This window comes from Paraburkholderia oxyphila NBRC 105797 (genome assembly GCF_000685075.1).
GTDB lineage: Bacteria > Pseudomonadota > Gammaproteobacteria > Burkholderiales > Burkholderiaceae > Paraburkholderia > Paraburkholderia oxyphila.
The window spans coordinates 1-25,904 of sequence record NZ_BAYD01000134.1 but is presented as its reverse complement, the minus strand read 5'-3'; the positions used below and the strand labels follow the sequence as shown (position 1 = coordinate 25,904).

The following is a 25,904-nucleotide window of genomic DNA, read 5'->3' as shown; positions in this document are numbered from 1 at the left end:
CAAAAAGCGTCGTCGGTATTATCCAGACGCTCGTGGAGGAATGGCGCCGCAGAAGCACCACGCTTGGTGGAACGTTCAATGTCGATATATCGAATCTGGACACGTCGAAATATCCCGTGCGCGAGCAGACACTCCAGTTCGACGAATCGGATGCGGATTTTGTCCGCCGCCTGTGCCGCCGAGAAGGGATTGCATGGTTTATCCGCGCCGGCGACAGCCGGGATAATACCGACCTCGCGACGTGGCCGTTCCACACCCTGATGCTGTTCGACAACGCCGTCAAGCTCAGGGAAGCAGACGTCGGCACGGTTGCCTGGCACCCCGATGCCGCCACCGGAACACGCGATGCCATCACGCACCTGACCATGGGGCGCCAGCTCGTGTCGGGCTCGATGCGGCGGGCGAGCTGGGACTTCAAGCCCGGCATGGTCAGCCTGGTGGGCGCGACGACCCGCGTCGACCAGGGGCCGGCGGGCAATGATCTCGCAGCCCTGCTGTCCGATGTCCGGATCGATTCGCCCCATTTCGCCGATTCATCGGACGACTACGAGCGCATCGGCTTCGCGCGGCTGTGGTCCCACGGTGCACGCTCGACCAGCGTCAACGGCGCGAGCGGCGTGCGCGATCTCGAGGTCGGCTTCTGGATCAGGGTGTCGGGGCATCCGGAGCTTGATCGGTTGCCGGAACTGCAGCGTCGCATTGTCATCACGTCGCTGCATCACAGCGGCGAGAACAACCTGCCCAAGGACCTGAACGAGCGCGTGCAGGCGCTCTTCACGGCGAGTCGCTGGCCGTCCGTGATGGCGCCCCTGTCGGTCGATACGCGGGCGCGTCCGACGGCATTCGACGGGTCGACCGCGAGCCGCTACGAGAACACGTTCAGCGGCGTGCCGCGCGGCACGCCATTGGCGCCGGTCTACGATCCCCGCGTCGACCTGCCGCGCGTGTACCCGGTGACGGGCAAGGTGGTCGCGCCCGATGGCGAGCAGGTCTACACCGACGAATACGGACGGCACAAGGTGCAGATCCAGGGGATCGCCAGTGCCGACCACGCGCACGCCAGCGGCGCGGGCACGAGCGGCACGCCGGCGGACAGCGCGTGGGTGCGGGTGCTGTCGGGCTGGGCGGGCGACTGCTTCGGCCAGCAGATGCCGCTGCGAGCGGGCATGGAGGTCCTGCTGGACTTCGCGAACGGCGATCCCGACAAGATGTATATCGCGGGAGTGCTAAGCAATGGCTACAACATGCCGGCGACGTTCAGCGGTACTGGCAATCTGCCGGGCAACCGCTACCTCTCGGGCATGCGCTCACGCGAAATCAGCGGCCGGCGGTACAACCAGCTGCGCCTGGACGATACGCCTGCGCAGATCAGTGCGCAGCTGGCGAGCGAGCATGCGGCGTCGCAGCTGAACCTGGGGTATCTCACGCACCTACGCGAGAACGGACAGGGCGTGAAGCGGGGCGAGGGCGCGGAGCTGGCCACGGATGCCGCTGCGGCGCTGAGGGCCGCGCAGGGCATGATGCTGACGACTTACGCGTATATGCAGGCGGGCGGTGATCAGCTCGACCGGCAGGAGCTGCTGCAGTTGCTTGGCGAATGCATGGAGCTGTTCAAGGCGCTGGGCGACTATGCCGGGCAGCACGGCGGACAGGCGGCCGATGCGGGTGGCCAGACGGCCGTTGCGGACGCATTCAAAAACTGGTCGCCTGGGGTTGGGCGTTCGGAGAACGGAGTGGCCGCGCCGGCCGATGGATCGCAGGCGTTGATGGCGTTCGGTGCGCAGGCGGGCTCCGTGAATGTCACGCCGAGGACGCATGTCACGTATGCGCGGGGCTTAACGAGCGCCTGAGCCGCAATGACCTGCGGGCGGGACGCTATGGTGAGCAGTTCAGGGAGGCGATCAAGCACAAGAGTGATCAAAAGAGCTTCGACCGATGGGCGAATATCAAGTATGACCCGGATACATACCAGTTCCAGCGTACCGGCGTCACGAACGGAGACAGGAAAACCCACAGCATGCTGATCCCGTTCTACTGGGGTTATCGCGCGGCTTCAGACAAGATCAGGGGCGGCGAGGAGCATCCCACAACGCTGCGCGGGCAGTATCAGGATATCTACGGGAACCGTCTGGACAAGCATTTCGCAAAAGGCGGCGGGATGTTCAACAACGCCACGACGAACATTCCCGAGATGTACGGGCCGGGTTTTCAGCAGAGCCTCGGTAACAGGGGGGCTTCCATGTTGGGGATGAGTGACTACCAGTACAGCGCGACGAGCCCGGAGCGCACCTACTACGTGCTCGCGGCGGTGCGCCTTGCGATGCTGATTCGCGAAATCCGACGCTTCGATCCCGATGAAACGGTGACCGTCACCCGATGCAGCGAGCAAGGCCGTGAACGAGCAGAACCGCGCGGTGAGTCCGATCTGGGGTAACTAGCCCGCACATCCGATGAACGATCGGAAAAGAAGGATCTAAACAGGAACGAGGGCTTCAGGTTTCCGCCCTCGACGCTTGCTGACAATGGGCGATCTGATGAAACGACTGGTGCTGATACCGGGCCTGATGGCACTCGCGGTATTCTCGCTTGCGACTTCATACGTTATGCCAGACGCCACGGCAGCCACGCCGGGAGCGGGCACGACGTCGGCGGACGATGCCGGCAAACCGTTTCTCGCGCAGGTCGTGGGGCTTGAATGGCTCAACCCGCTGCAACGCCGCGACTATCCGACCGAATGGCAGACGCTGTGGACGCTGGGGCTAGTGAAGCCGAACCGCAACGACGACATGGTGCGGGCCAAGCCGGCGAAATTTACGTCGTTGCAGTCTGTGGCCATTGTCGCGAACGGCGTCTTTGGGGAAGAGACGTTCGAGGGGTTCCACGAAAAGTACGTCAACAAACTGCTCCTGCTGTTCATGGATCGCTATGCGATGAATCCGTCCTACTTCTACACGGTTGCGCCGTCAAACAAGCGCAAGTGGCGCGAACTGGCCGGCATTCACGTCGAGTACGCGATCCCCTTCGGCAGGCTTGACCCCATCAAGGCAGGGGACTTTCTGCGAAAGGAGATCATCTCCGATTTCAACATCGGGAACCCGCATTTCACGGACCTCTGGTCGAAAGACACTCCGCCCGACGTTCACGTGACACCCGGCGGTCCGAATGCCGGTTTCACGTCGCTGAACGCGGCGCTCGACTACCTGCAATCGCACCCGACCGAGAGCGTCTGGGTGATGAACTGGGATTCACCGAGCTTCCCGCCGAAGGACATGCAGATGAACGAAAACATGGTGCTGCTGATCCTGGCGGGCCCCAAGCTGGACACCGGGCGTGACCCGTTGGCCTGGATCGGCCGTGCTGCAAGCGCGAGCGTCGACGACTTCGAGGTGAAGGCCGGCACGACGCGCACCGTGCAGGCGTGGCAAAGCGCGATCGAGGCGGCAGCGCGCAACGCGAACGTGGCGGTGACCGACATCCAGTACGTGATCCACGATGCCGGACGGGGCAGCGACGCAGCCTCCGAGCGGGTCGGCGCACTGGGCCGCACGCTGACGGTCACGCTGCCGGAGTTCGAGTACCTGAAGCAGACCTTCAACACGCCGGCGCTGCTTGGCGAGATGGGCGCGGGCACGGCGCTGACCGACGTGGTGCTGGCGATCGGCCGGTCCAATCACCTGGGCGGCAACACGCTCGTCATGGGCACCACCGATCCGAAGCACCTGACGGCGGTCGTGGTCGTGCCGCCCGAAAAGCTCATAGCGATCGACCCCGACAAAGACTGGTTCCGCGCGCGCGGCGAGAACAATGCATACCTGCCGTGGTGGGGGCGTCTGCATGGCAAGACATACCCGATCCAGGGCTACACCGAGTGAAGAGCAGTCTATGCGCGGAATTGGCTGAAGTCTGAAAAGACCCAACCCCGCGCTCTGGAAAACATGAAGGTTGACAAAGCCCAGGTTCCCCACTTGGGCTTTGTTGTTTAATGGCCGCCATGCTTGAAAAGCCGCCCCCCACAGCACGAAATCACGAGGGGCACGAGCGGAGAACGCCGGCCATGCGGCAAGCATTGTGATGGCGAGTTCGCCCGATGCCGCCAACAAGGCCGCGAACGAGTAGAACTGTCGAGTCAGTCCGATCGGAGGGCACCAGCCCGCACATCCGATAAACGATCAGCAAAGGGAGAAGCAAGCATGCGAGGCGTCATCCGTATCGGCGATTCGACATCGCACGGAGGCAAGGTGACAACCGGACGGGAGAACTCGACCGTCATGGGCCGCGAGGTCGCCTGCGTAGGGGATGAGTGCATATGTCCGATGGACGGGCACGGTCACTGCGTGATCATCGAAGGCGACAACAACGTCCAGATCGAGGGCCGCGCGGTTGCCTTCGACGGCCATAAAACCTCGTGCGGCGCTACGCTGATCTCCAGCGTAGCGTCGTCCGGCCTGGCCTGACGGGGAGCGTTCCTCCGGGCCACTGCCGTTCGAACTGCAGACACTGGCATGTCTATCAGCCATGGTAAAAAGTAGTCATCCTTATCAATCCAGAGCCACGATGGACGATCTGATTTCATCCTACGAGCGGGAACTCGGCCAGCTACGCGCTTCGCTTGCCGAATTTGCCGAGCGGTATCCCAAGGTCGCCGCGCGCTTGTCGATCTCCGGCCAGCGCTCGGAAGATCCACAGGTCGAGCGGATGATCGAGGCCGCTGCACTGCTCAACGCGCGCATCACCGCGCGTCTCGAAGAAGACGTCCCCGAATTCACGAAGCCGTTGCTCGAAGTGGCCTACCCTGAATATCTGCGTCCGTTTCCATCTTGCACGATTGCTTGTTTCGAAAGCAGCGAGAAGGTCGAGCAGTTGACGAAACCGGCGGTCATCGGGCGACGCGCGAAACTAGTGATCCCGATCGCGACCGACTCGAAGTCCGACTCCAGGACCGACTCCAGGACCGAGGCCAGGAGCACGACCGAGGCCAAAGCCGAGAAGAAGAACGACGCGGAGGGATATCACTTCGAGACCGCATACGAAGTCACGCTCGCGCCGCTGCGGATCGCGGACGCCGGCTATCGCCTCCCGTCAGCCGCGCCATCCAGCGTGCGCTTGCCCGAGGACACAACCGGCATCATTTCGATTACCTTCGCAGCATCGGTCGCTGGCACCGACCTGCGGGGCATTTCACCGGACACACTTCGTGTTTTCGTGGACGGCGACCAACCGGTCGTTGCCGCTGCCATCGACGCGTTGCTGCAGCGCGCGCCCGGCGCGTTTGTCGAGGTCGACGCAAGCGGGCGATGGACAGCGCTGCCGCAGGTGCCGGTCAGCCTCGCCGGCTTCGACGACAAAGATGCGCTGATCGAGCGTGCTGGCCGGCGGCGTTCGCCGTTTCGCCTCGTGCTCGAATATTTCGCGTTTCCACAGAAGTTCGACTTCATCGACATTGATTTCGCGGCCCTGCTGCGCGGCGCCGGCCCGCGCAGCCGCGTCAGCCTGCATGTCCCCGTGCGTGGTCTGCACCCGGACTCGTTCGCCGCACGCGCGCTGGGCGCACTGCGATCCACCAGTTTCCGGTTGTCGTGTACGCCGGCCATCAATCTCTTTCCGTGCCCGGCAGCTCTGGTTTCGATCAAGGACAGCACAACGCCGGTCTATCCACTCGTGCCGGGCCAGCTTTCGCTGGAGCGAACCGCGATCTGGACCGTGGATGCGGTCCGGGCGCAAGTGCAGGGCGCGAATGGCGCGTCGACCGTGACGATTCCAGGGTTCGAGTCGTTGGGCCACTATGCGGACACCCATCGGTCTGGCAAGCGCGAACCTTTCTTCTGGAAGGTGGAGCGCGACGAACGTCTGCCGGAATTCTTTGCCGGGCAAGACACGCTGCTGTCGCTCGTCGGCCTCGACGGCCGCCTCATCGAGCCAGAGGGCATCGAACAGATCGATGCGGATCTGCGCTGCACAAACCGCAATCTGCCCGCGGAGATCAACCCGGGCAAGCCTGGCGGCGACTTTGACAAGGCCGACTATGACTCGGCAAGCCGCATTGTCATGCTGCGAAAGCCGACGGCCAGCCTGCCCCGGCCGGAAAAACCGGGCCGCTACTGGAACCTCGTCACCATGCTCTCGCCCGGAACGTTCAGCCTGAACCAGGCTGGACTGCCGGCGCTGAAGGAACTGCTCTCGGGCCACGTTCCCCAGGTGTCGCAGCCCGCGCCGAGGCATATCGATGCGATCGTCGGGCTCGCGAGCGAAACCGCCATGGAGTGGATCGTCGAAGAACCGCTTTCACGGCTCGAACGCGGGCTGCGCGTTCGCCTGAGCATTGACGATTCCGTACTCGCGGGTTACGCGCTCAGCACCTTCGCGCGCGTGCTTGAAAGCGTGTTCGTCCGGTACGCGCCCGAGAACAGCTTCGCGCAGCTCGTGCTGGTTTCTGCACACAACGGCTCGGAGCTGGCGCGTGGCCAGCTGTTGCGCGGCACGTCTGCGCTGGTTTAGGCGCAGCGCCTGATCCACAATCCTGATCGACGAGCGCGGTGACCGGCAGCGCCGCTCGCCATGGCCGCACGCACTGCGGTGCTATTTCCTTTCTGGCGTGAGCCTTTACGCGCAGAACGTTTTCGCCGTTTCCTCGGCGGCGTGCCGCAGGTCGGGCACGAACGCGAGGAGATCGTCGAGTGTGACGCGCCCGACCGGCGCCTGAACGGCAATGGCCGCGCAGGCGCGGTTGCGCTCGAGCATCACCGGTACCGCGATCGCGATCAAGCCCTGCAGGTGCTCCTGATTGTTGATCGCGAGCTGGCGGCGGCGCGTGGCTGCGAGTTCCTTGCGCAGCGCGTCGCGGTCGGTGATCGTGCGTTCCGAATGGGCACGCAGCGGCAGCGTTTCGATCATCCGCTCGCGGCGCTCCTTGGGCAAAAAACTCAATAGCAGCTTGCCGCTCGCGGAGCAGTGCAGCGGCACATGCGAGCCCGGCTGCAGATGCATGCGCAGCGGCCATTCGGTCTCCACGCGGTCCACATAGACCACGTCGTTGCCCGCGAGCATCGTGAGGTTGCAAGTCTCACCGATCTTCTCGACGAGTTCTTCGAGCAGCACGTGGCGCGCCGCGGCCGGTCCGGCGTGCATCAGCACGTTCACGGCCATCATGCGCACGCGCGCCGAGCACTCGTAGAGCTTGTCGTTCGCGCCGCGCGTGACGAGCCAGGCGTCGGTGAGCTGAGCGAGGATCCGGTGCACGGTCTGCTTGGGCAGATCGAGGGCATGCACGAGATCCATCATCGATAAAGGCTGGCCCGCCTGGGCGAGCGTTTCCAGCACGCGGAACGCGCGCACCGCTGCGGCATTCGATTGATTCGAGGTCGACACGCGAGCTCCCATCCCATGCAAATCGGCAGGCGCAGGTATGCGCCGAATGCTCTGCAGTACTGCGTGCCGCTATTGTGCATCGCGCGGCGCATTTTTCGGGACTATGGAAAGTCCCGAAATCTGCATTTTCCGCTGCGCCGCTGGCGCGAGTGGGCGTTTGCACGGGAAACGGGACTCGCAGCCGCGCGCCGATGAATAGATTGGCACTACAGCCAACTTTTCGTTTCGGGAGTGCAGCCGATGAATGTCAGGGACACCCTTGCCGCCGCCGGAGCGCGCGAATCCGCGGCGCCCGGGGCACAGGCCGAGGCCGAAGCCGCGGCCCGGATAGCGCGCCAGATCGCACGCGCGCGCGCCGCGCAGCAAGCCTTCGAGTTTGCCGGACAGGAGACGCTCGACACCGCGGCGGCGGCGGCCGCGTGGGCGATCATGGAGCCCTCGCGCAACCGCCGGCTCGCCGAGCAGGCGGTGCGCGACACGGGCCTCGGCAATGCCGACGACAAATTCCGCAAGAACTACCGCAAGACACTAGGGCTCTTGCGCGACCTGCATGGCCAGAAGACCTGCGGCGTGATTGCGCGCGACGAGGCCACGGGCATCGTGGAGATCGCGCGCGCGGTCGGCGTGGTGGCGGCCATCACGCCCTCCACGAATCCGGCCGCCACGCCGGCCAACAAGATCGTCAACGCGCTCAAATGCGGCAATGCAGTGATCGTCGCGCCCTCGCCGAAGGGCTATGACGCGTGCGCGCTCTTGATTGAGTTCATTCACGCGCAGTTCGCGAAGGCGGGGCTCGATCCGGCGCTCGTGCAGATGCTGAGCGCGCCGGTGAGCAAGGCCGCAACGGCCGCGCTCATGCGCGAGGCCGACCTGGTGGTGGCGACGGGTTCGCAGGCGAATGTGCGCATGGCCTATGCGAGCGGCACGCCGGCTTTTGGGGTGGGGGCGGGCAACGTGGCGTCGATCGTCACGCGCACGGCGGATCTTTGCGATGCGGCGCACAAGATCGCCGCCTCGAAGACCTTCGACAACGCGACGAGCTGCTCGTCGGAGAACAGCGTCGTGATCGACGAAGCCGTCTACGAAGCGATGCTGCGCGAACTGGCCGCCTGCGGCGGGGTGCTGCTCGACGCACAGCAGAAGGCGCAATTGCAGGCGGCGATGTGGAGCGACGGCAAGCTCGCCGCGCGCTGCACCGCGAAATCCGCGGCTGAGATCGCGCGCACCGCGGGGCTCCACGACCTGGCCGCGCGCGAGCCCGCGTTCCTGATGGTGGAGGAGACCGGCTTCGGCGCGAGCCACCCGTTCTCGGGCGAGAAGCTCGCGCCCGTGCTCACGGTCTATCGCGCACGCGATTTCGACGCTGCCGCGGCCATCGTGCGCAGCCTCTATGCCTACATGGGCGCCGGCCACTCGGTCGGGCTGCATACGGGCGAGCCGGACGCGGCCGTGACGCTGGGCTCGACGCTGCCGGTGGCGCGCGTGATCGTCAACCAGGCGCACTGTTTCGCGACGGGCGGCAACTTCGACAACGGACTGCCGTTCTCGCTCTCGATGGGCTGCGGGACGTGGGGCCGCAACAACTTTTCGAGCAATCTCGGCTTTCGCCAGTATTTGAACATCACGCGCGTGGCGTATCCGATCGAGGAGCGCGTGCCCGAGCTCGATGCGCTGCTCGGCGACTATTTCCGGAGCTTCGGCCAATGAGCGCGCCCGCGACGATCCGCGCGCTGATCGAGATGCGCGCCGCGCAGTACCCGGACAAGCCCTTCCTGCTGGCAGCGCCCGATGAAAGCGCCGATGGTGCCGATAGCGCCGACGTCGCCGATGAAAACCACGCTGGCGCGATGCTCACTTTCGGCGAATTGCACGCGCGTTGCCGCGCGCTAGAAGCGCGCTTTCGCGAGGCCGGCCTCAAGCCGGGCGACGTCGTTTCGGTGATGATGGGCAACGGCATCCAGACGGCCACACTGCTGCTCGGCGCGATGTATAGCGGGCTGGTTGCGCACCCGCTGAACCTGCTGTGCCAGCCGTCCCAGCTTGCCTATATCGTCGAGCATTCGGATTCGCGCATGATTTTCGCGTGCGCACAGACCAGCGGCGCGCTCGCGGCGGCGCTCGCCGCGCTGCGCGAGCCGGGCCAGCAGGGCATGAGGCGCGACGTTGCGCTTGTGCGCACCGAGCCGGACGCCGTCGAACTGCCAGTGCTACCGCCGTTGCCTGCGCTGGAAACGGCGGCGGCAGATTGCGCGCCCGCGTGGTCCGGCGCCGGCCATGAGTTCGAGGACGCCCACGCACACGCACACGCACACGCACACGCACACGCACACGCACACGCCAAAGCCACCGACATCGCGCTCCTGATGTACACCTCCGGCACGACCGGCGCGCCCAAGGGCGTGCTGCTGAGTCACGAGAATCTGCACGCGAATGCGCGCAACATCAGCGCCGAGCATCGTCTTGGCGCCGCAGACCGCGTGCTCGCCTCGCTGCCGCTCTACCACATCAACGGCCTCGTCGTGACCTTGCTCGCGCCGCTCTTTCACGCGGGCTCGGCCGTGCTGACACCGCGCTTCTCGGCCCGCACGTTCTGGCGCGACGCAGCACGGTACGGCTGCACATGGATCAACGTCGTGCCGACGATCGTCGCCTATCTGCTGAATGCCGACGATCCGCGCGGGCTCGATCTCTCGGCGCTGAAGTTCTGCCGCAGCGCTTCGGCGGCCTTGCCCGCCGACCACCATCGCGCATTCGAGGCGCGCTTCGGGATTGGCGTGATCGAGACCATGGGGATGACCGAAACCGCCGCGCCGGTATTCAGCAATCCGTATGAGGTATCGCGGCGCCGGGTCGGCAGCATCGGCTTGCCCTCGGGCAGCGAGGCGCGCGTGATCGACGGGCAAGGCCGCGAGTGCGCGCCAAACCAGTGCGGCGAGATCGTGCTGCGCGGCGAGCAGGTCATGCGCGGCTACTACAAGCGTGGCGAGGACACCGCGAAGGCGTTTACCGCCGACGGCTGGCTGCGCACGGGCGACCTCGGCTATCGCGACGACGAGGGCTACTTCTACATCAACGGCCGCTCGAAGGAGCTGATCATCAAGGGCGGCGAGAACATCGCGCCGCGCGAGATCGACGAGGCGCTGCTGCGCCATCCGGGCGTGCTGGACGCGGCCGCCGTTGGCGTGCCCGACCCCGCCTACGGCCAGGAGATCGTCGCGTTCGTGGTGCCGCGCGAGGCGCACTGGCAGGGCGCGCCGGCCGCCGCCGAGCTGCGCGCGCATTGCCTGCGCGAGCTGGGCCGCTACAAGACACCGAAAGAGTTCCGCTTCGTGAGCGAGCTGCCGCGCGGCCCCTCGGGCAAGGTCCAGCGGCTCAAGCTCGTGGCGCCCGCCAGCGGTTGATGTTCATCTGCACACGCCGCTTGCCCCGGCTACCCAACCGGGGCGCGAAGTGCACAAGGAAATGCAGAAGAAAACGCACAAGATAGAGACACAGCAACCATCCTGCATGGGACCAGAGTGAGCCGCTAAAGCGGCAACCCTGATCGACATGCGTTGCATGGGGCCAGCGTAAGGCGCTAAAGCGCCAATTCTGGCCGACAGGAGACACCATGAAACAGCACGCGCAGCGTATCAAGACGCGCCATATCATTCTGGCGGTCATGTGTCTGATGTATTTCATCTCATACATCGATCGCGTGAATATCGCAGTCGCCGGGCCGCTGATCCGCCACGAAATGGGCCTCACCACGGTGCAGCTCGGCCTCGTGTTTTCGGCGTTCGCGTATCCGTACGCCGCGATGCAGATCATCGGCGGCTGGCTCTCGGACAAGTACGGTCCCAAGCTCGTGCTCACGGTGCTTTCGCTGATCTGGGGCGTCGCGACGCTCGTAACGGGCTTTGCCGGCGGTGTCACGATGCTGGTGCTGCTGCGCTTCGCGTTAGGCGTGGGCGAGGGCGGGGCGTTCCCCACCGCCACGCGCGCGTTCACGTACTGGATGCCAGTGGGCGAGCGCGGCTTCGCGCAGGGCATCACGCACAGCTTCGCGCGCCTCGGCGGTGCGATCACGCCGCCGCTCGTGCTCGCGGTGGTGGTCGCGGGCGGCTGGCGCGACGCCTTTATCCTGCTCGGCGTCGCAAGCCTTGCGTGGACCGTGCTCTATCTGTGCATATTCACGAATTCGCCCGAGCAGAACCGCCGCGTCACGCCGGAGGAGACCGCCGAGATCGGGTACCGGCGCGGCGACTGCGAGCGCGCGAAGCGCATGCCCACGCCGTGGCGCAAGCTCGTGCGGCGCATGTGGCTCGTCACGTTCGTCGACTTCTGCTACGGCTGGCTGCTGTGGGTCTATCTGACATGGCTGCCTTCCTATCTGAAGGAGTCGCGCGGCTTCGACCTCAAGCAGCTCGCGCTCTTCACGGCGCTGCCGCTGCTCGCGGGCGTAGTGGGCGACACGCTGGGCGGCGTCGTTTCGGACCGGCTCTTCAAATGGACGGGCCGCCTGCGCTTCGCGCGTTGCGCGGTGCTCGTCACCGGCATGGGCGGCTCGCTCGCGTTCCTGCTGCCCATGGTGTCCGCCACCAACCCGATGGTCGCGGTGATCTTTCTCTCCGCGTCGTTCTTCTTCCTCGAGATCACGAACCCGGTGCTGTGGACGCTGCCGCTCGACATCGCGGGTAAATACGCAGGCACGGCGGGCGGCATGATGAACACGGGCTTCGGCATTGCCGGCATGGTCTCGCCCGTCGTGTTCGGTTACCTGATCGAGCGCACCGGCAGCTATAACGTGCCGTTCACCATCTCGGCGGGGCTGCTCGCGCTCGGCATCGTCGCGGCGCTCTTCATCGATCCGGGCCGCACCGTCGAAGCCGACGAGGAGCGCGAGCGGCGCATGGGCACCGCGGAGGCCGGCGCCTTCGCGTTCCTCGACTCGATGCCCGCGGTGCGGCTCGAGCGGCACACCTTGCGGCGGCCGCTGCGGTGGTGGCGTTAAGGCGCTAAGGCGTTACGGCGCGGGGACGCCAGGGCGCTACGCGCCGCCGTCGAGCTTGCGCAGGCGCCAGATCAGGCTCGAGGTATCGAAGCGGCTGCCGCCGAGGCGCTGCACGTCGCCGTAGAACTGGTCGATGAGCGCGGTGACTGGCAGCGCCGCGCCGTTGCGCTTCGCTTCGTCCAGACAAAAGCCGAGATCCTTGCGCATCCAGTCCACGGCGAAGCCATAGTCGAACTTGCCCGCCATCATCGTCTGGCCGCGGTTGTCCATCTGCCAGCTCGCCGCGGCCCCCTTGCCGATCACGTCGAGCACGAGCGCCATGTCGAGGCCCGCGCGCTCGCCGAAGTTGATCGCCTCGGCGAGACCCTGAACGACGCCGGCGACGGCGATCTGATTGACCATCTTCGCAAGCTGTCCGGCGCCCGCCGTGCCGATCAGCGTGACGGCCGCCGCATAGTGGGCGAGCGTGGGTTCGGCGCGCGCGAAGCTCGCGGCGTCGCCGCCGCACATGATTGTGAGCTTGCCGTTCTGGGCGCCCGACTGGCCGCCCGAAACCGGCGCGTCGATGAAATTCAGGCCGAGCGGCGCGGCGCTCTCCGCGAGCTCGCGCGCCACGTTGGCCGAGGCGGTCGTGTGGTCGACGAACACGGTGTCGCGCGCCATCCCGGCGAAGGCGCCGTCCGGGCCGAGCGCGATGCTGCGCAGGTCGTCGTCGTTGCCGACGCACGCGAGCACCAGCTCGGCGCCCTGGGCCGCTTCGCGCGGCGTCGCGGCCGAGCGCCCGCCGTATTCGGCGACCCATTGCGCGGCCTTGGCGCCGGTGCGGTTGTAGACGGTCACGTCGAGCCCGGCCTTCGCGAGATGGCCGGCCATCGGATAGCCCATCACGCCGAGCCCCAGAAACGCGACGCGGCGTACCGGGTTGGGTGTGGGCGAGGTTGCGGATTGGCTCACTGTGGCTCCTTGCGGTGAAGTGTGAAGAAAGGGGCGGGCTTCATTATGTCAGCTATCGCCAGGGGGCTTTGGTTGGCCTTTGGTTGGCCTTTGGTGGTGCTGTTCGCGCTCCCGCCCGTCGGCTTCTCCTCGTCGCGACGTATCTTGGACTCAACGATTGCGCGCATCTGGTACTAACGGCCGGTGTTTTTGTCCGCCCATACTCGACTCATAAACAGTATGACGATCTCGGGTCGACCGCGAAGCATGGGGCCGTACCCGGTGCGCTCGATTAATGGAGACACCCGTGCTCAAGTATCTGATCGGAATCGGTATTCCTTTTCTGGGCGTCGTCGGCATGCTGCCCTGGGTGGCCGCGCAGGATCGCTATGTCTTCGGCGTGCCCTTCATTTACGCGTGGATCTTCGCCTGGTTCGGCTTGACCTCCGCGTGTCTCTTCATCTGCTGGCGCTGCTTCGACCGGCACCGCTACGCGAACGACGCTTGAGCCGTTCGCCGGCGCAAGCCGGCCCCGACCCGCGCGAGAAACATGGCAACCCACCAGCCCGCTCGCCACGTTCCCCGCCGCCCATCCTGATGTCGCCATTGCGGAGTGCCGTGCATGTCCACTCTCGTCTTTTCCCTCCTGATCGCGTTTTCGCTGTACCTCGCCATCCGCTCCCGGCGCGGCCACGGCAAGCAGAGCGTGCACGACTTCTTCGTCGCCTCGCGCCAGTTCGGCGTCGCGCTCGTGTTCTTCCTCACGGCGGGGGAGATCTACAGCATCGGCACGATGGTGGGCTTTCCGGGTGGCATCTACGCGAAGGGGCCGACCTATGGCGTCTGGTTCCTCGGCTATATCCTGCTGGCTTACCCCATCGGCTACTTCATCGGCCCACGCATCTGGGAGGCCGGCAAGCTCCATAACGCGATCACGCAGGCGGACCTCTTCAAGGGGCACTACCGCAGCCGCGCGCTCGAGCTGATCGTCGCGGGCTCATCGATTCTGTTCCTGATCCCCTGGGGCGAGCTGCAGTTCACGGGCCTCGCCGCCGCGCTCAAGGGCTTGGGCTGGCACGTCCAGCCGGTCTGGCTGATTGTCGTGTGCGCGGCGCTCGCCTTCACCTATATCGCCATCTCCGGCGTGCGCGCCTCGGCCTGGATCGCCGTGCTCAAGGACATCCTGATGCTGCTCGCGATCGTCGTCACGGGCGTGGCCGCCGCATGGATGGCGGGCGGCACCCACGAAGTGTTCCAGGCTGCAAGCCACCAGGTCAGCAACGCCATGAGCGCGCCGCAACTGCGCTTCTCCATGAGCACGATGCTGTTCCAGTCGCTCGGCTTCTACATGATGCCGTTTGCTGCGCAAGGCTTCTTCACCGCGCGCGGGCCCAATACGATCCGCCGCACGCAGATCGCGATGCCGCTCTACATGTTCATGTATCCGTTCCTCGTGGTGGCCTCGTACTACGCGATCAGCGCGAACCTGAAGCTCGCCTCGCCCAACGACGCATTCTTCGCGGCGGCCGTCCATCTGCTGCCCGACTGGCTGCTCGGCTTCGTCGCCGCGGGCGCCGCGCTCTCGGGGCTGCTCGTGCTGGCGGGCATCTGCCTTGCGATCGGGCCGATCGTCACGCGCAACCTCATGCCGAACCTGCCCGAGGCGCGCCAGAAGCGCACCGCGAAGTTCGTGATCGTGGCCTATCTGATGGTGTCGATCACGACCACGCTGCTCACGCCCAATCTCATGCTCTCGCTCATCAACACGACGTACTATGGCATCACGCAGTTCCTGCCCGGCATGCTGATCCTGCTTGCGCGGCGCCGCGTGCGGCCCGGCGCGGTGGCGGCCGGCATCCTCTGCGGCCAGGGGCTCGCGATCGTATGCTACGCGCTGCATATCGGCTTCGGCGGCATCAATCTGGGGCTCGTGTGCCTTGGCGTGAATGTGCTCGTGGTCTTTGTGGGGCACATCCTGATGCGGCCGTCCGGGCGGCGCTATGCGATGCCCGATCCCGTTCACCATTCATAGAGAGTCGAGCCTGTCAATGAATCCGCACGCATCGTCTTCGTCGGCAGTACAGACCGCACGGTCCCGCCAGTCAGCCGACGCGGCTGGACCGGTCACGGTATTCGCGGCGCGCCGCATCCTCACGCTCAACCCGGGCCAGCCGCACGCAACGCATGTGGCCGTGCGCGACGGCCGCATTCTCGCGGTGGGCACGCGCGAAGACGCCGCGCAGTGGAAGGCGCAATTCGGTGCGTATGCACTGGACGAGACGCTGGGCGACAAAGTGCTGATGCCCGGGCTCGTGGAAGGGCACTGCCACCTGATGGAAGGCGCGGTATGGGACGCGGCCTATGTGGGCTACTACGACCGCCGCGGCCCGGACGGCACGTTGTGGCCCGGCCTGCGCTCGCTCGATGCGGTGCTCGCGCGTCTGGCCGAAGCCGGGCGCGCCATGACCGACGACGGCCCGCTGCTCGCCTGGGGCTTCGATCCGATCTACTTCGGCGCGTCGCGACTCACGACGCGCGAGCTCGACACGGTCTCGGCGAGCCGCCCGATTGCGATCCTGCACGCGAGCGTGCACTTGATGAACGTGAATAGCGCGATGCTCGCGCTGGCGGGCATCGACGAGGACACGGACATCGACGGCATCGCGCGCGATGCAGACGGCCAGCCCACGGGCGAGCTGCAGGAGTTCGCCGCGATGTTCCCGATTTATCAGGTGATAGGCGGCAAGCTCGCGATTGCGGCCAGCGAAAAGCCGCACGCGGTCTGGAATTTCGGGCGCGTGGCGCAGCTCGCCGGCGTGACGACGGCCACCGATCTCGTCAACGACCTCTCGCCCGAGGGCAACCGGACCTTGCACAGCGTGACGGCCGATCCCGACTACCCGGTGCGGATCGTGCCCGCGTTCGCGCCGCAGCGCAATCCCGCGCAGCGCGCGGCCGGCGTGCTGGAGGCCATGGCGGGCAACACCGACAAGCTGCGCTTCGGGCCCGTGAAGTTCATCGTCGACGGATCGATCCAGGGCTTCACCGCGCGCGTGCGCTGGCCCGGCTACGCGGGCGGGCAGCCCAACGGGCTTTGGCTGATTCCGCCCGAGCAGCTGGTCGAGGTGTTCGAACCGTACCATTGCGCGGGGTTGCAGCTGCATATCCACACCAATGGCGACGAGGCAACCGAGGTCGTGCTCGATGCGCTCGCAACCTTGCTAGCGCGGCACCCGCGCCCCGATCACCGGCACACGCTGCAGCACTGCCAGATGGCCGACGCGGCGCAATTGCGGCGCATTCGCGCGCTCGGCCTGTGCGTGAACTTCTTCGCGAATCACCTCTACTACTGGGGCGATGCGCACTATAGCCAGACCATGGGCCCGGACCGGGCGAACCGCATGGATCCCGCGGGCTCGGCGCAGCGCATGGGCATTCCGTACGCGCTGCATTCGGATGCGCCCATCACGGCGCTGAGCCCGCTCTTCACGGCATGGTGCGCGGTGCGGCGCGAGACGGCATCGGGGCGCGTGCTCGGCGAGGCGGAGCGCCTGAGCGTGCAAGAGGCGCTGCACGCGATCACGCTGGGCGCCGCCTATACGCTGCGTCTCGATCATTTGATCGGCAGCATCGAGGTGGGCAAGTTCGCCGATTTCGCGGTGCTCGACGAAGACCCGAGCACCTGTGCGCCCGAGCGCCTGAAGGACGTGCCCGTGTGGGGCACGGTGCTCGGCGGACGTGTGCTGCGCGCGCCGCGATGAAAGCCGCCGCCGCGTCATCGCCCGTGCTTGGGCCGATCGACCTGGCCGTGGTCGGCGGCTATCTCGGGGCGGGCAAGACTACCGTGGTCAACCGCCTGCTGGAGGCGCCGCACGGCAAGCGCATCGCGGTGCTCGTGAACGACTTCGGCGCCGTGAACATCGACGCAAGGCTCGTGCGCGCGCGCAGCGACGACGTGATCGAGCTCGACAACGGCTGCATCTGCTGCACCATAGGCGGCGCGCTCGTCGACGCACTCGGGCGCGTGGCCGCGCGCGCGGACCGGCCCGATCTGCTGCTGATCGAGGCGAGCGGCGTGTCGGACCCGGCGAAGATCGCGCAGGTGGGCTTGCTCAACGGTGCGTTCCGCCTCACCGCGGTGCTCGTGATCGCCGACGCGCTCGAGCTCGTGCACACGCTCGCCGATCCGCTCGTGGGCGCGATGGCGCAGCAGCAGATCGACAGCGCGAGCGCGGTGATCGTCACCAAGCTCGACCTGATCGAGGCGGGGGCGCGCGAGCGGGCCGTCGCCGACGTGCGGGCGCTCGCGCCCACCGATATCGTCGTGGCCGCCGATCACGGGCGTGTGCCGCTCGCGCTGCTGTTCGACGCCAGCGTGCCCGAGCGGCGCGCGCTCGCCGACGCGGGGCGCTGGCAGCGCCGGGCCGTGGGGCCGCCGATGCCGGCCTTCACGAGCGTGGCGATTGCCGTGCCCGAAGTGCTGGACAAGGCGCGCCTGCGGGCGTGGCTCAAGGCGCTGCCGCGCACGGTCCTGCGCGCGAAGGGATTCGTGCGCGTTGCCGATGCGCAGGGCGATATCAGCACGCGCGTCTGCCAGGTGGCGGCGCGGCGGCTGCGCATGACGGCGGCGACGCAAAGCGAGCAGGGGAGCGAGGGTGCGGAGAGCACAATCGTGTTCATCGGCTTCATCGATATGGAGACCGAAGCGATGTTGCGCGATGGTCTCCACGAGTGCGTCCTTCAGGCCGTGCAGGCGTAAGTGCCGCGTGGCGCCGGGCAGGCCCGGCGCGCACGGCCCACATCCGGTTCATGCGCGAATGCACGCGTTATAGACGGGTCTACCGCGCCCCACCCATCGCCACGCGCCGCGCGACCTGCCGACGCCCCACCCAGGCGGCCGAAAGCGCACTCACCAGACCCGCGCACAGTGTATAGACACAGATCAGCCACGGGTCGCCGCCATTGCGCTGCAGCAGCCATGTCGCCATGATCGGGCTGATGCCACTCGCGAAGATCCCGGAGAACTGATAAACGAACGAGATGCCGGAATAACGCACATTGGCGTCGAAAAGCTCCGCGAAGAGCGCCGCCTCGGGCCCGTACACCGACGCATACACGACGCCGAGCGGAATGATCACGGCGATCCACACGAGCAAGGGCTCACCGCCACTGTGCTTCATGAGCCAGAAGCCGAAGAACGAGGAGAAGCCCGTGAGCAGCGAGCCCCAGAAATAGATGCGCGTGCGGCCGACACGATCCGAGAGCCGGCCGAACAACGGAATCGTGAAGATCATCACGAAGGCGGCGGCCATGACGGCGAGCAGGGCGTCGGTGCGCGAGAGCTTGAGCGTCTGCGTGAGGTAGGCGATCGTGAACACGGCGAAGACGTTGAAGAACACGCCGTCGATGAAGCGCGCGCCCATGCCCGCGAGCACGTTGCCGGGGTAGCGGGTGAGCACCTCGGCAATCGGCACGCGGATCTCGGCGCCCGACTGCTTCACGCGTTCGAACTCGGGCGTTTCCATCACGCGCAGGCGGATATACATGCCGATGGCCACGAGCGCGAAGGAGAGGAAGAACGCGACGCGCCAGCCCCAGGCGAGGAACTGCGCATTGCTGAGCGTGGAAGAGAGCACGGCGACCACGCCCGAGGCGAGGCACAACCCGATCGCAAGGCCGATCTGCGGAATGCTCGCATAGAAGCCGCGCTTGCCCTCGGGCGCGTATTCGAACGCCATGAGCACGGCGCCGCCCCATTCGCCGCCGAGACCCAGGCCCTGCGCGACGCGCAGGACGAGCAGCAGCGACGGCGCCCAGAGGCCGATCTGCGCATAGGTGGGCACGGTGCCGATCAGCACGGTGGCCACGCCCATGATGGAAAGCGTCATCACCAGCATGCTCTTGCGGCCTAGCCGGTCGCCGAAGTGGCCGAAGATCATCCCGCCGAGCGGGCGGCTCAGAAAGCCGACGGCGAAGGTGCCATAGGCGAGCATCGTCGATATGAGCGGATCGCCGCCCGGAAAATAGAGCTTGTTGAAAACGATGCCGGCGACCACGCCGTAGAGGAAGAAGTCATACCACTCGATGGTCGCGCCGATCAGGCTCGCGACGACCACGCGTCTCATCTGCCGGGCGTCGGCCCGAGGCAATGCGTTCATGGCTGTCTCCAGATTATATGATCAGGTATCCTTTGTTGTTGTTGCGTCCTGCGTCCTGCTTGCTCCGCGTGATTGCGCGCATCAGACGTGCGCTTCGACGTGCTCCTTTCGCTGTGTGGCGGGCGCCGGGTGGTCCTCGAGAATCATGTCGGCGGCTTTCTCGGCGATCATGATGACGGGGGCGTTGGTGTTGCCGGAGACGAGCTCCGGCATGATCGACGCGTCCACCACGCGCAGGCCGCCGAGGCCGTGCACGCGCAATCGGTCGTCGACGACGGCCAGCGCATCGTGGCCCATCTTGCAGGTGCCCGCCGGGTGGTAGATGGACTGGCTGTAGCGGCGCGCCGCCTCCAGCAGCTCGGTGTCGGTCTGGTACTGCGCGCCCGGCACGAACTCGGAGACGATGTGCGGCGCCAGCGAAGGCGCATCGGCAATGCGGCGCGCCACCCTGATGCCGCCGATCACGACGGGATGGTCGCGCTCGTCGGACAAATAGTTCGCTTGAATGGCCGGATACGCGAGCGGGTCGGCCGAACGGATCTCGACACTGCCCCGGCTGTACGGCCTCAACTGGCAGACCGACGCCGTGAAGGCCGAGAACGGATGCGCGCCCTTGCCGGGCTTGTCGGCGCTGAGCGGTTGCATGTGGAACTGGATGTCGGGGCGCGCGACGTCGGGGCGCGAGCGCGTGAAGATCGCCACCTGGCTTGCAGCGAGCGTGAGCGGCCCGGTGCGCCAGAGCGCGTATTGCAGCCCGATCCACGCCTTGCGCAGCGGGTGATTGACTTCGTCGTTGAGGGTGCGCTCGCGGGTGCGGAACACGAGCCGCACCTGAAGATGGTCCTGCAGGTTCTGTCCGACACCAGCCAGTTCGTGCAGCACGGGTACGCCGGCATTGCGCAGTACTTGCGCGGGGCCCACGCCGGAATGCTGAAGAATCTGCGGCGAGCCGATCGCGCCGGAAGCGAGAATGACTTCGACGCGCGCGCGTGCCCGCTTGCGCTCGCCATCCTGCATGTATTCCACGCCCACCGCGCGCCGCCCTTCGAATAAAATCCGGCACGCTTGCGCGCGCGTCGCCACGATCAGGTTGCTGCGATGCCGCGCCGGTTTGAGAAAGCCCTTCGCGGTGCTCCAGCGAAAACCCTTGTACGCCGTTTGCTGAAAATAGCCGACGCCTTCCTGGCTCGCGCCGTTGTAGTCCTGGTTGAGCGGAATGCCGATGTCCTGCGCGGCGGCGATGAAGTGATCGGCAATGGGGCGGCGCAGCCGCAGATCGGAGACCTTCAGCGGGCCGCCGGTGCCGTGCCATTCGTTCGCGCCGCGCTCCTGATCCTCGGACTTTTTGAAGTAGGGGAGCACGTCGGCGTAACGCCAGCCGCGGTTGCCGAGCGCGGCCCAGCGGTCGTAATCCTCACGTTGTCCGCGCACGTAGAGCAGGCCGTTGAGCGAGCTCGAGCCGCCGAGCACCTTGCCGCGCGGCCAGTCGATCTGGCGGCCGGCCACGCCTTCGTCCGGCTCGGTGCGATAGCACCAGTCGAGCGTGGGGTCGTGCATGGTCTTGAAGTAGCCAACCGGGACGTGGATCCACGGGTTGGAGTCTTCTCCGCCCGCCTCGAGCAGCAGCACCGTGTTGCGAGGATCGGTGCTCAGGCGGTTGGCGAGCACGCAGCCCGCCGATCCGGCGCCGACGATCAGGTAGTCGACTTCGTATTCCATGAATCCCGTCTCCTCGAAATCCAGGCGCGGCGTGGCGTATTGGGTCGTTCCGCCTCGTCCCGCGTTTTTTGGATCAATGTCGTGGATAGGGAGACCGGCCGCAAGCGCGAATGCTGCGGGCACGCCGAAAGTGAAACGGAAAGTGCGGAAACGGAATCAGAAGTCGGTGGCGTGGCGGGAGCGTTGCGCCGCCGAATACGCGCTGAAAAAGCACTGAATCGGCGCCGGAGCAGCGCCGCCGTGGCACACAGGTGCGCGAATCAAAGCAACGTCGCGCTGGCTCGACGCCCGTTCATGCCAGCGACAGCCCCTGCAGCAACGGCGCGAGTCGGCTAGCCGTTTCCCGCATGCGGCCAACGGCTTCCAGCAGCTCGTTGAGCGTGGTGCGCGCAGTGGGAGCATGCACGGCGAGCGCAGCGAGCACCCGCTTGCTGCCGGGCTCCTGCACCGGCACCGCGATGGCCACCATGCCGCGCACGAACTCCTCGTTGTCGATGCCGATGCCACGCACCGCGAGCCGGTCGAGCTCGGCCGCGAGCGCCTGCGGGTCAGTGAGGGTGCGATGCGTCATCTTCGTGAGCACGAGGCGTTCGAGCAGCGTGTTGCGCTCGAGCGCCGTCATTTGCGAGAGAAAGAGCTTGCCGCTGGCGGTGCAGTGCAGCGGCACATGCATGCCCGGGCGCATTTCCATGCGCAGCGGCTCCGTCGTCTCGACGCGCTCGATATAGAGCACGCGGTCGCCGTCGAGCGCCGTGAGGTTGCAGGTTTCGCCGAGCGCTTCCACGAGCGCGCGCAGCAGCACGCGGCACGAGCGCGTGAACGTGTTGTTGGCGAGCGTGGCCAGCGCGAGCTGCGCCGCGCGCGGGCCGAGCGCGATGCTGCGATCGTGTCCGCGCGAATCGGGCATGTGGACCACGTAGCCGCGGCTCTCCAGCGAGTCGATGAGCCTGAGCAGCGTCGCCTTGGGAATATGCAGCCGCGTGGACAACTGGGACAGCGTGTACGGCTGGCCCGCCGCGGCCAGTTGCTCCAGCACGACGAGCGCGCGCAGCACGCGTGCATCGTCCGTCGACGCTTCGTCGCGCGCCGCTGGGGCGGTGTCTCGCATAGGTCTCCTCCGGGTTTTCCTTAGGCCTGTTATTTCTGCCGTTCGATAATGCGCGGCGTGCGGAATAATGGAACAAATTGTTCGAGTTTTCTAGCCCCGTTCTGGAATTGGCAGAAAGTTTGTCGGGTGAAATACCGGATTACCCTGATACCCCCAATGCAGAAGTGCATTGAAGCGTCGTGCTGTACCAGGCGATACCAGGCCACTGGTTCTACCTGCGCAGATTTGGTCTGCCTAGAATTTTTTCAACGTAACGCACAAGCCAAGCGAGGCGTGCGGGACCGAATCGAAGAAGAAAGCAGGTTTGCATCGGATCAGAGACAAGCATCGGATGGGAGACAGGCATGACGAAAAAGCAGTCGGCAGCAACCGCGCTTGAAGCAGTGGCGATCACCGCCAGCGACGGGGAGCATTGATCATGGGATACAGCACCATTGAGCCGACCGCCACGGGCTTTGTCGGCGGCAACACCGGCTCCACCAGGTACGACCCCACCTACGATCCGCTCGTGTCGCCCGGCCCCGGGATCGGCAAGGACTACGCGCCGACGTACTGGGTTGGCACGGCGGGCGCCCCGCCGGCCGACGATGGCCCCGTCACGAAGGACATCGACGTCGATGTCGCGATCATCGGCGGCGGCTACACGGGCCTTGCCACGGCGCTGTGCCTCGCACGCGAGCACGGCATCAAGGCGGTCGTGCTCGAGGCGAACCGCACGAGCTGGGGCTGCAGCAGCCGCAACGGCGGGCAGGGGCAGAACGCCTCGGGCCGCCTGTCGCGCTCGCAGTGGATCGAGCGCTGGGGCAAGGACGTCGCGCTCAAGATGCACGACGAAATCCAGCAGGGCTTCAATCACTTCAAGGAGTTCGTCGCCGAGATCGATTGCGATCCGCAGCCGGGCGGCCACTTCCTGATCGCGCACCGGCCGCGCATCATGGCCAAGCTCGCCGCCGAGGCGAAGGTCTGGAAGGACGTGTTCGGCTATCCGTCCGAGCTGATCGACGCACGGACCTTCCGCCGCGAATTCATCGACGACCACGAAGCGTGCGGCGCGCTGCACGAGCCCGAGGGCATCGGTATCCATGCACTGAAGCTTGCGTTCGGCTATCTGCGCCTCGCGCGCGCGGCCGGCGCGAAGGTGCACACGAGCAGCCCCGTGATGGGCTGGGAAACCATCAACGGCGTGCATCACCTGCGCACGCCGGGCGGGATCGTGCGGGCGCGCGCAGTCGGCATCGCGACCGGGGCGTACACGGCGCAGACACTGCATCCCTCGCTGCGCAGCAAGGTGATGCCGATCCTCTCGAACTCGATGGTGACGCGTGTGCTGACCGACGCCGAGATCGCCGCGTGCAACTTCCGCACGACCCAGGTGCTCACGGACACGCGCACACTGCGCTTTTACTATCGCTTCCTGCCCGACCGTCGCTTGCAGATCGGCAGCCGCAGCGCGATCACGGGCCAGGACGCGCCGAATCCGCGCCACCTCGAGCTGCTCAAGGAAGGCATGGGGCGCAAGTTCCCGGCGCTGCGCGGCGTGCAGATCGACTACTCGTGGTGGGGCTGGGTGGACGTGAGTCACGACATGATGCCACGCGTGTGCCAGCCCGATCCGCGCCAATCCGTGTATTACGCGCTCGGTTACGGCGGCAATGGCGTATCGTATTCACAGCAGGCCGGACGGCGTCTCGCGGAGCGCATCGCCGGCAAGGGCGCGCAACAGACGCTGCCGATCTTCACCTCGCCGCTGCCCGGCCACCCGTTCGCGCCGTTCAGGCGCATCGGGCAGCGCATGCTCTATCTGCAGTACTTCAGGCGCGACGAGAAGCCCTGAAGGCGGATTGGGCCATTCGGTCCGAGCCGCCCGGCCATGGCTTAGGCGGTCATGGCTGGCGGCACGCACACGCGCTGCAACACGTTCGAACAACGAATCAACCAACAGCGAATAACAACCATCCGGGCAACGGGCATGCGCTGGTGCGCAGGCTTCCCCGCCACGGATGGCGCGCGTGCAGGCTGCGCCCTCGCGGAGTACCGCGAACGCGCCCGCACCCGAACAACCAGGATTTGGAATCTGGAGGTGACATGCAACCCTCGATGGACAATAGTCAGTTGAAATGCGGGCTCAAGCAGCGCCACATGACGATGATCGCGCTAGGCGGCGTGATTGGAGCGGGTCTGTTCGTTGGCAGTGGCGTCGTAATCCAGCAGACAGGGCCGGCCGCGGTGCTGTCGTTTCTCATCACCGGCGGGCTCGTGGTGCTGGTGATGCGCATGCTTGGCGAAATGGCCTGTGCTATGCCGGCAGTCGGTTCGTTCTACGAATATGCACGGCTCGCGTTTGCGAACTGGCGCGGGCCTGGTAAGCTCGCGGGCTTTCTCACCGGCTGGATGTACTGGTATTTCTGGGTGATCGTGGTGGCCGTGGAGGCCGTGGCGGGCGCGAAGCTCGTGCAGTTCTGGATACCTGACGTGCCAGCCTGGCTGATCAGTCTCGTGCTGCTGGTGCTTCTGAGCGCGACGAACCTGATCTCGGTGGGCAGCTACGGCGAATTCGAGTTCTGGTTCTCGTCGATCAAGGTGGCGGCGATCATTGTGTTCCTTTTCCTCGGTGGCCTGTATGTGCTGGGGCTGTGGCCTTCTTCGCTGCACACGACGGCCGTGTTGCCGACGCTGCTCAGCCATGGCGGGCTCATGCCGAAGGGGATAGGGCCGGTGCTCAGTGGCGCGGTAGCGGCAACGGGCTTTTACTTCGGCGCGGAGATCGTCACGATCGCGGCGGCCGAGGCGCACGAACCCGCGAAGGCTGTCGCGAAGGCGACCAACTCGGTGATTACCCGTGTGCTCGTGTTCTATGTGGGCTCGGTGCTGCTCGTGGTTGCGCTCGTGCCGTGGAATTCGCCGCAGATGTCGACGCCTTATGTGAGCGCGCTTGAAGTGATGGGCTTGCCTGCTGCTGCCAACATCATGAATGCGATTGTGTTGACGGCGGTGCTTTCGGCGCTGAATTCGGGGCTCTATGCCGCCTCGCGCATGCTGTTTGCACTTACTCGCCATGGCGACGCGCCCAAGGCGCTCGCGAAGGTGAGCCGGCGCGGCGTGCCGGTTCGGGCGATTCTGCTTGGCACCGTGTTTGGGTATGTGTCGGTTGTCATGTCGTATGTTTCGCCGGATACCGTGTTCGCGTTTCTCGTTAATTCGTATGGCACGGTTGCTATCTTTGTTTATCTGCTGATTGCGCTTTCGCAGTTGCGGTTGAGGAAGCGTCTCGATGCGACGGCGGTTGGCGAGTTGCGTGTGAAGATGTGGTGTTTTCCGTATCTCACCTGGCTCTCGATTGGCGGTATGGTTAGCATTCTTGTTGCTATGGCGTTTATTCCGGAGCAGCGGAAGCCGCTTTGGCTCGGTGTCGTTAGCCTCGCGGTGCTGCTGGTGGCCTATGCGTGGTTCCATCGGCGTGGCCGTGGGCGCGAGGAAGAGCAGAGCTTCCTTACCTGGCCGGCTAATTCAATGGATCAGTATGCGGCTGATACCGGTGCCGGTAGCTTTCATGGGGAGTAGCGGCATCTGGCGATGCTCGATGGTGCCAGGCGCGTTATACGGCAGCGTTACAACCTGGTTGGCCTTA

The 25,904-nt window shown here is 65.8% G+C and carries 19 protein-coding genes; 14 read left to right on the top strand and 5 right to left on the bottom strand.

All coding sequences use genetic code 11. From position 1 onward, the window contains the following. The 5 genes from BO1_RS55155 to tssF all read left to right on the top strand — a co-directional run. Positions 1-1,850 (top strand): type VI secretion system Vgr family protein (locus BO1_RS55155; RefSeq protein WP_156992733.1); only part of this gene is annotated, 1,850 nt, incomplete at its 5' end. After that, complete coding sequence (locus BO1_RS62325; RefSeq protein ID WP_456089728.1) at positions 1,754-2,434, top strand: T6SS effector phospholipase Tle3 domain-containing protein; 681 nt, start codon at positions 1,754-1,756, stop codon at positions 2,432-2,434. The genes BO1_RS55155 and BO1_RS62325, both read left to right, overlap by 97 nt. A gap of 88 nt (positions 2,435-2,522) precedes the next feature. Next, on the top strand, positions 2,523-3,872 hold the full coding sequence (locus BO1_RS42825) for a hypothetical protein (protein ID WP_028222825.1): 1,350 nt from the start codon (positions 2,523-2,525) through the stop codon (positions 3,870-3,872). A gap of 318 nt (positions 3,873-4,190) precedes the next feature. Continuing rightward, positions 4,191-4,454: a PAAR domain-containing protein gene (locus BO1_RS42820; protein WP_028222824.1), complete on the top strand. Its 264-nt coding sequence runs from the start codon at positions 4,191-4,193 to the stop codon at positions 4,452-4,454. A 100-nt stretch (positions 4,455-4,554) separates the two neighbouring features. After that, on the top strand, positions 4,555-6,495 hold the full coding sequence (gene tssF / locus BO1_RS42815; protein ID WP_028222823.1) for a type VI secretion system baseplate subunit TssF: 1,941 nt from the start codon (positions 4,555-4,557) through the stop codon (positions 6,493-6,495). A 105-nt stretch (positions 6,496-6,600) separates the two neighbouring features. Here tssF and BO1_RS42810 read toward each other — a convergent pair whose 3' ends face one another. Then, positions 6,601-7,365 (bottom strand): IclR family transcriptional regulator, encoded by a 765-nt coding sequence (locus BO1_RS42810; RefSeq protein WP_028222822.1) that lies wholly within the window; start codon positions 7,363-7,365, stop codon positions 6,601-6,603. Positions 7,366-7,605: 240 nt separating this feature from the next. Between BO1_RS42810 and sauS the strand changes: the two genes are divergently transcribed. From sauS to BO1_RS42795, 3 genes are all read left to right on the top strand, one after another. After that, a complete protein-coding gene (sauS, locus tag BO1_RS42805; RefSeq protein ID WP_028222821.1) occupies positions 7,606-9,072 on the top strand; it encodes an acylating sulfoacetaldehyde dehydrogenase in 1,467 nt (488 codons plus the stop codon). Further along, on the top strand, positions 9,069-10,766 hold the full coding sequence (locus BO1_RS42800) for an AMP-binding protein (protein ID WP_028222820.1): 1,698 nt from the start codon (positions 9,069-9,071) through the stop codon (positions 10,764-10,766). The genes sauS and BO1_RS42800 overlap by 4 nt, the downstream gene beginning before the upstream one ends. Before the next feature lie 209 nt (positions 10,767-10,975). Then, positions 10,976-12,358 (top strand): MFS transporter, encoded by a 1,383-nt coding sequence (locus tag BO1_RS42795; RefSeq protein WP_028222819.1) that lies wholly within the window; start codon positions 10,976-10,978, stop codon positions 12,356-12,358. A 36-nt stretch (positions 12,359-12,394) separates the two neighbouring features. On the opposite strand, the gene BO1_RS42790 is transcribed toward BO1_RS42795, so the two are convergent. Then, complete coding sequence (locus tag BO1_RS42790) at positions 12,395-13,312, bottom strand: NAD(P)-dependent oxidoreductase (protein WP_028222818.1); 918 nt, start codon at positions 13,310-13,312, stop codon at positions 12,395-12,397. 286 nt (positions 13,313-13,598) lie between these two features. Here BO1_RS42790 and BO1_RS42780 point away from each other — a divergent pair, with 286 nt between their 5' ends. The 4 genes from BO1_RS42780 (at position 13,599) to BO1_RS42765 (ending at position 18,050) form a co-directional block, all read left to right on the top strand. After that, entirely contained in the window at positions 13,599-13,799 is a 201-nt protein-coding gene (locus tag BO1_RS42780; protein WP_028222817.1) for a DUF3311 domain-containing protein, read from the top strand. Between the two features lie 114 nt (positions 13,800-13,913). Continuing rightward, positions 13,914-15,323: a sodium:solute symporter family protein gene (locus BO1_RS42775; RefSeq protein WP_028222816.1), complete on the top strand. Its 1,410-nt coding sequence runs from the start codon at positions 13,914-13,916 to the stop codon at positions 15,321-15,323. Between the two features lie 16 nt (positions 15,324-15,339). Continuing rightward, positions 15,340-17,052 carry an amidohydrolase gene (locus BO1_RS55150; RefSeq protein ID WP_043288811.1) on the top strand — a complete coding sequence of 571 codons (1,713 nt, stop codon included), beginning with the start codon at positions 15,340-15,342 and terminating at the stop codon, positions 17,050-17,052. Continuing rightward, positions 17,049-18,050: a CobW family GTP-binding protein gene (locus BO1_RS42765; RefSeq protein ID WP_028222815.1), complete on the top strand. Its 1,002-nt coding sequence runs from the start codon at positions 17,049-17,051 to the stop codon at positions 18,048-18,050. The genes BO1_RS55150 and BO1_RS42765 overlap by 4 nt, the downstream gene beginning before the upstream one ends. 79 nt (positions 18,051-18,129) lie before the next feature. Here the strand turns inward: BO1_RS42765 and BO1_RS42760 are convergent, their stop codons facing one another. The 3 genes from BO1_RS42760 to BO1_RS42750 form a co-directional block, all read right to left on the bottom strand. After that, a complete protein-coding gene (locus BO1_RS42760; RefSeq protein WP_028222814.1) occupies positions 18,130-19,449 on the bottom strand; it encodes an MFS transporter in 1,320 nt (439 codons plus the stop codon). 81 nt (positions 19,450-19,530) lie between these two features. Then, on the bottom strand, positions 19,531-21,168 hold the full coding sequence (locus BO1_RS55145) for a GMC family oxidoreductase (RefSeq protein ID WP_043288810.1): 1,638 nt from the start codon (positions 21,166-21,168) through the stop codon (positions 19,531-19,533). Between the two features lie 292 nt (positions 21,169-21,460). Further along, positions 21,461-22,276: an IclR family transcriptional regulator gene (locus tag BO1_RS42750; protein ID WP_028222813.1), complete on the bottom strand. Its 816-nt coding sequence runs from the start codon at positions 22,274-22,276 to the stop codon at positions 21,461-21,463. 418 nt (positions 22,277-22,694) lie between these two features. On the opposite strand from BO1_RS42750, the gene BO1_RS42745 reads away from it, so the two are divergent. Both BO1_RS42745 and BO1_RS55140 read left to right on the top strand, forming a co-directional pair. Next, a complete protein-coding gene (locus BO1_RS42745; RefSeq protein WP_028222812.1) occupies positions 22,695-24,110 on the top strand; it encodes an NAD(P)/FAD-dependent oxidoreductase in 1,416 nt (471 codons plus the stop codon). Between the two features lie 251 nt (positions 24,111-24,361). Continuing rightward, entirely contained in the window at positions 24,362-25,837 is a 1,476-nt protein-coding gene (locus tag BO1_RS55140; RefSeq protein WP_245644061.1) for an amino acid permease, read from the top strand. Positions 25,838-25,904: the final 67 nt, after the last annotated feature.